Below are 4586 nucleotides of genomic sequence, written 5' to 3' on the forward strand. Positions count from 1 at the left end.
GACATGCTGAAGGCCGTGGAGGACACGGACTCGGCCTTTGACGTCATCTTCAGCGGCTTTGCCGTGCATCATCTGAATGCCGCAGACAAGCAGCGCCTCTTCAGTGCCTGCGCCGAGCGCCTGGCTCCGGGTGGTCAGTTCATTCTGGTCGATGTCGTGCGCGAGGACGGCCAGACACGTGAGCAGTACCTCGACAGCTACCTGAACAGCATGCGCACACAGTGGACGGAGGTGCTGCCGGAGCATCTTGATGAAGCCTGCGCCCACGTCTCCGCCTACGACTTCCCTGAGACCCTGGCCGATCTCACGCAGATGGCCAAGCAGGCGGGACTGTCGCAAACGCGGGTGCTGGATCGTTTTGCCCAGCACCACGTAATGCTTTTTCTAAGTTAGATTTGGAAATTCTCATTGCCAGTTTCTCGGGCTGTTGGTTAGGCTCGCGAAATGCGATTATTGCTCTGCTGTTTCTTGCTGACCTGCATGGCGGCAGGCCAGGATTTGACCTCAAAGGTGCGGCGGGATGACGCGCCGCTGGCGAATCCAGGCACCGTCGTGCTGAGCTATCGTAATGCCGTGGGAGCCGCGCGTGACAGCGTGGTGACGATCTGGGTGCGGCATTGGAAGCCTAGGAACGAATGGCTGGATGACCGTTATGACCTCATGCCGCATGACACACGCCGGCCCGCCGGCAATGGCAGCGGCATCGTGCTGACCAAGGAGGGGCTGGTCATGACCAACTACCATGTGGTGAACGGGGCTCAGGAGATCATGCTGCGGGCACGTGGCAGCACCGAGGATATTCCGGCTGAAATCGTGGGCATGGACGGGGCGACGGATGTGGCGCTGCTGCGGGCAAAGAGCGGCACATGGCAGCCAGCCACCCTGACAAACAGTGACGCCACGGAGCCGGGAGATGTGGTGCTGGCGCTGGGCAGCCCCTTTGGCCTGGAGCAGACCGTGACTCTGGGCATTGTCAGCGCCACCGGACGTGCGGAGATCCACGGCCTTGCCAGCAGCTTGCAGGATTTCATCCAGACCGACGCCGCCATCAATCCGGGCAACTCCGGCGGTCCCCTGATCGATGGCCTCGGTCGCGTCATCGGCATGAACACGGCGCGCTATGGCGGAGAGGGCATAGGACTTGCCGTTCCGGTGAATCTGGCGCTGAAGGTGGCGGAGGATCTGCTGAAGAACGGCCAGGTGCGGCGAGGCTTCCTCGGGGTTCGACTGGTCGATGTGACGGACGGCGTGATCGCGGAGCTGAAACTGGGATCCGCCGTGAAAGGAGCCGTGGTGATGCAGGTCGAGGAAGGGCAGCCGGCGGCGCAGGCCGGTCTGTTGCCCGGAGATGTCATCACTGCGGTGAACGGGCAGGCGGTGACGAGCCGTGCGCGCTTTCTCATGCGCATGACGACGTTTCAACCTGGAGAGCGCGTGAAGCTCGCGCTGACACGGAACAACGAAGTGCAGGAAGTCCAGGTAGCACTGATTGAGACGCCCGGAACCAAGCCGCCGCCCCAGGCGCTGGAATGGGAACTGCTCCCGGGACTGCGGGTGGTGCTGGTGGACGAAAAGCTGCGCAATCAGCTTCTGCTGCCGAAGAACTTTCAAGCCTTGCGGGCGCTCACCGATTTCAAAACAGCGGACGGCACACTCAAAGTGGCGGCGGGAGATTTTATTTTGCGGGTCAACGGACGTGGAGTCACTCGCGCCCTTGAGGACAGCGATGAGCAGTACATCGAAAGGCTGCGCCCCAAGAAACCCCTCGTGCTGCTGCGACTGCAGCAAAAGTCCGGCGCACAGACGGACGTCGGCTTCCCACTGCCTGCCGTGAAGTAACCCGCAGCCAATCATTTCCCTATCATGAACACACCTCTAAGGTCCGCACTCCTCCTGCTCACTGCCTGGATTCTCATGCCGGTGCACGGCGCTGAGCCCGTTTTGGAACAGGCCAACGGGCAGAATCCGGCACTGCTTGGATTTTTGGGCACCCCGGGTCCGGGCCCCTACCTGCGCGGCACGCCGGTCTGGCATCGCAGCGGACAAATATTCGCGCTTGAGCCACACGCCGTCGGACTGCACCGGCTGAGCATCTGGAAACCGGACCCGAAAACGTTTCGTGCCGCACGCACGGCCATGTTCAATGTCGGGGAGTCATGGTGCGTTTCGCAGCGCGGCGACCTGCTCTGCGCGCAGTCGCCGCGCAAGGACGACGAGGCGCTTGACCCTGCCACCAACCGGATGGCCTGGCGGGCGGGGGCGTTTGGCTGTTTCCGGATGCAGGACGGCAAACGGCTGTGGAAACTGCCGATTCGCGAAAACGAATTCGTCACGGGTGCGGCGTTCACCCTGGACGACAAGATGGTGGCCGTGCTGAGCATCTGGAGCAATCAGAAGAGCCTGCGCCTGCTCGATGCCGCCAGTGGCATGCTGTTGCGCCAGCATGACTTCGAGGGGCGGGCGTCAGGGAGCGAATTCCAGTCATGGCGGCTGATGATGCGTGCCGATGAAATCTGGATGCAGCACAAAGAAGAGGAGAAAACCGTCCTGCTGCGCCTGCCCCTGAGCACCTTGCAGCCGGTGAAGGTGAACTGCCCACCGCTGGAGGAGCTTCGGGGTGGAGTGTCGGTGGCGCCGGATGGCAGGCACATCCTGCTGGAAGGAAACGGCGAGGTCACCTGCCTCGGCCTGAACAACGGCAAGTGGAGTACTGTTTATGAAGACCATGACTACCACCCGGTCAGTGAAGGCGGGGGAGTCGGAGACACCCTGCACAATGCCATGTTCACTCCGGATGGTCGTTCCATCGTCCTTGTCTCCGATGACTCCGCACGTGTGACGGATCTGGCCTCGAAGAAGACGCGACGCATCAAGCTGGATCACTGCCAGGGGGGCACCCTGTCGCCTGACGGCGGACATCTGCTGCTGGAGCACGAGCATGGCCTGGAGATCATCAGCCTGCGTGAAACGGATGCCACCAATCCAGCGCGGCACCGCCAGTCGGTGCGCCGGCCCCATCTGCTCCGGTTTGCCAAAGACGGCGGGACGCTCTTCTGCAACGATTCCGAAGGGATCTGGGTCTGGGACATGGCAACCCGCAAACCGCGTGCCTGGTTGAAGAGCCAGCATCATCATAGCTCGGTCGAGAGCACCTTTGACACCCTGGCTTTGGTGGCCAATGAGACGGAGGCCCTGGCGGAAGAACACGACAATTATCTGCGGTGGAAGCTGCCAGCACTCAGCGGTCCGCCACCTGAAAAACCCCTGATAGTGAACCCGGAGCTGGCATTTGGCGGGGTGAGTTCGGCCCAGTTAGGCGATTGGTCTTATTCAGGTGTCTTCGTCGACCCTGCGGAAAAGTGGTTCATCACGGCGAACAGCCTCGCGCAGATCGTGATTCGTCGGGGGCTGGGTGCTGGCATCTCACGCGGGGTCAAGGACAAAACGCCGCCAGTGAGCTCGCAGCATTGGTTTTTCGGCCAGGATGACAGCTTCACCTTTTTCGGTGAGACATCCTCGGCATGGCTGCGGCTGGATTTGCAGCAGGGCACCGTGGCGGAACTGTCCACTGCCCGCTACGAGCCCATCGCAGTGCTGCCCCGGCGGCAGTTCGTGATCAGTGAGGGGAATGCGCGCATCTGGGCCAGCAGCTTGGACGGCAAAACAAAACTGCCCGACTTCGAGAAACCCGCGCGCGGTTATTCTCCCGATCTCAACATCAAGGCCGCGGTGAGCGCGGATGAAAAACGCTGCGCCTGGATGCTGATGGACGACGTGCGGCAGCGGCAGCACTTGTTCGTATGGGAGATCGAAACCGGCAAACTGATCGGTCAGACGCCCATGATGACCAACGACATCAGCTGCCTAGCGCTGCAAGCCGAGGGCACTATGGTGGCGTGCGGACACCAGAACACCGCCATCTCGCTGTGGGATGTGGCAAAGCTCACGCCGCTGCCAGCTCCTGCTCCTGCCGCCATGCCGACGACTGCGCCCCCCAGACCGGCTGCCACTCCCACGCCGAATTCACCAGCGCCTTCTGCCACCGTCCGGCGTGAGCATCGATTCGGCAGCGGCTTGTGGGATTTTCGTGAAAACGGCACGGTCACGAAAGGCGCAAGTCTGCCGGAGGCTGGCCTGCTGCGTGTCGATTCCGCTCTATTTGAATCAAAGGCGCACCAGCTCACGCAACCGTATGACTTGAATCGTTTTCAGAGCGCCCAGATGAATTTCGACGCCGAAACGCGCCCCCGGGCTGGTGAACCGCAGTTCCGGCCGCTGCAAAGCCGCCAGTACGTCAATGTTTCTGCGGGCCTCATCCAAATCAGTGAAGGGCAGGCCGGGGATGTCTGGGTGTCCCGCCAGGTCGGCAATCCAGCAGGTTCAGGCGGTGCGTTCCTGACTTTCACCGATGCCTTCACCTTGCTGGGCAACGAAGACAAAAACGTCATGGTCGAGTTTGACGTGCAGTTTCCCGCGCTGACCAAGTCATTCATCGATTCCAGCTTCAAACCGGTGGTGATCGAGCCGGACGGCGCGCTCAAGGTCGCGGCGGACGCCGTGTGGATCGCCGCGCTGCCGGAGAAAGG

At 61.8% G+C, this 4586-nt stretch carries 2 protein-coding genes and 1 pseudogene; all 3 read left to right on the top strand.

The window, feature by feature from the left end; all coding sequences use genetic code 11:
• Positions 1 to 393: class I SAM-dependent methyltransferase (locus tag WAW39_RS19660; protein ID WP_422320866.1), on the top strand; the 393-nt coding region annotated here is incomplete at its 5' end.
• 51 nt (positions 394 to 444) lie between these two features.
• Positions 445 to 1839, top strand: coding sequence for a S1C family serine protease (locus WAW39_RS19665; protein ID WP_422320867.1), 1395 nt, complete (start codon positions 445 to 447; stop codon positions 1837 to 1839).
• Positions 1840 to 1863: 24 nt separating this feature from the next.
• Positions 1864 to 4586, top strand: a pseudogene (locus WAW39_RS19670) (hypothetical protein); the annotation flags it as partial.

This window comes from Prosthecobacter sp. (assembly GCF_049294395.1).
Taxonomy (GTDB): domain Bacteria; phylum Verrucomicrobiota; class Verrucomicrobiia; order Verrucomicrobiales; family Verrucomicrobiaceae; genus Prosthecobacter.

What these genes read in the sequence shown, in the direction of transcription:
- WAW39_RS19665 (WP_422320867.1), top strand. Translation starts at nt 445, where the DNA reads ATGCGATTATTGCTCTGCTGTTTCTTGCTGACCTGCATGGCGGCAGGC.